The organism is Streptomyces sp. P17 (assembly GCF_032436805.1).
Lineage (GTDB): Bacteria > Actinomycetota > Actinomycetes > Streptomycetales > Streptomycetaceae > Streptomyces.
The window spans coordinates 1-302 of sequence record NZ_JAVRBF010000562.1 but is presented as its reverse complement, the minus strand read 5'-3'; the positions used below and the strand labels follow the sequence as shown (position 1 = coordinate 302).

At 64.2% G+C, this 302-nt stretch carries 1 protein-coding gene; it reads right to left on the bottom strand.

Annotation, left to right across the window (positions count from 1 at the left end):
- Positions 1-302: MATE family efflux transporter (locus RMT89_RS42120; protein WP_315889041.1), on the bottom strand; the 302-nt coding region annotated here is incomplete at both ends.

Here is a 302-nt window from a genome sequence, read left to right as displayed (position 1 = left end):
GGGTCGAGCGGGTCAAGGTAAAGCGTCACGATCTCGCGCGGGTAAAGCACGAAAACCGTGACCACGATCAGCGCAATCGCCATCGACAGGCCAATCACCGTGGCCCCGGCATCGCGCATGAAGCCGGCATCGTCGCGGCCCTTGGCCTGACCGACGCGCACCGTGGCGGCGTTCGACAAGCCCAGATGCAGCATGAAGGCAATGGCCGAGATCTGAAGCGCAATGCCATGCGCGGCAAGCTCTTGCGTGCCGATCCAGCCCATCAGCTCATTCGAGGCGACAAACTGCCCGCCCTCGGCCAC